Origin of the sequence: Saccharopolyspora elongata (genome assembly GCF_004348985.1) — a bacterium.
Taxonomy (GTDB): domain Bacteria; phylum Actinomycetota; class Actinomycetes; order Mycobacteriales; family Pseudonocardiaceae; genus Saccharopolyspora; species Saccharopolyspora elongata.
This window is the reverse complement of sequence record NZ_SMKW01000230.1, coordinates 1-1,138: the sequence shown is the minus strand read 5'-3', so window position 1 is coordinate 1,138 and position 1,138 is coordinate 1. Positions and strand designations below refer to the sequence as shown.

Below are 1,138 nucleotides of genomic sequence, written 5' to 3'. Positions count from 1 at the left end.
CCCCGACTTATTGATGGGTAACTCAAATGTGGCGTGATCGTTGGTTATGGTGTGAAGGTGGCGGTGGTTGATGTCAAGCGGCTTTCTCCTGTCTCGCAAGAGGATTTGCGGCGGAGGGTGGTTGCGGCGGTGGAGTCCGGGCGGACGCAGGCGGAGGTCGCGGAGACCTTCGGTGTGGGGCTGCGGTCGGTGTCGCGTTGGGTGAATACGTTTCGAGCCAGCGGGAATAAGGGCCTGAAGGCCCGGAAACGTGGTCGGCGTCCCGAGGAGCAGAAGGCGCTGACCGCGCGGGCGCAGGCCCGGGTGAAGCGGGCGGTGGTGGGCAAGTTTCCCGATCAGCTGGCGTTGCCGGGGCTGGTGTGGACCCGGGGGCAGATCGCGGAGCTGATCGAGCGCTGGTTCGGTATCCGGCTCTCGCGGGTCACGATCGGTAAGTACCTGCGTTCGTGGGGTCTGTCGCCGCAGAAACCGATCCGGGTCGCCTACGAGAGAGACCCGGAGGCAGCGGCGGGCTGGGTGGAGCGGGACTATCCCGCGATCGCCGCCCGCGGCCGCAAAGAGCAGGCGGTGATTCTGTGGCTGGACCAGACCGGGCTGCGTTCGGATGCGGCGGTAGCGGCCACCTGGGCGCCGACCGGACAGACCCCGGTGGTGCCCAAGGCCGGCGTGCGGTTCGGCGTCAACGCCATGTCCGCGATCAGCAACAAGGGCGAGCTGTACTTCACCGTGTTCACCGGCGGGTTCAACGCCAGCATCATGATCGGCTTCCTCAAACGGCTCATCCGCCAACTCGACCGCAAGATTTATCTCATCGCAGACCGTCACCCCGTGCACCGGGCGAGACTGCTCACAGACTGGCTGGCCCGCCACCACGACCGGATCGAGATGCATTTCCTGCCCGGATACTGCCCCGAACTCAACCCCGTCGAACTGCTCAACGGAGACGTCAAACATCACGTGACCGCAACAACAAACCCTCGCACCAAGTCCGAGCTGGCCGCAGCGACACGCACCCACCTGCGCCGCCGCCAGAACCAGCCCGACCACGTACGGGCCTTGTTCGGCAAGGAAGAAGTCCGCTACGCCGCCGACTAGACACGCCACAATTGCCCTACCCCTCAATATGTATGACCAATAC

The 1,138-nt window shown here is 64.9% G+C and carries 1 protein-coding gene; it reads left to right on the top strand.

Annotated features, from left to right (window positions below; genetic code table 11):
• Positions 1-57: 57 nt before the first annotated feature.
• Complete coding sequence (locus E1288_RS46440; protein ID WP_207954958.1) at positions 58-1,095, top strand: IS630 family transposase; 1,038 nt, start codon at positions 58-60, stop codon at positions 1,093-1,095.
• Positions 1,096-1,138 lie beyond the last annotated feature (43 nt).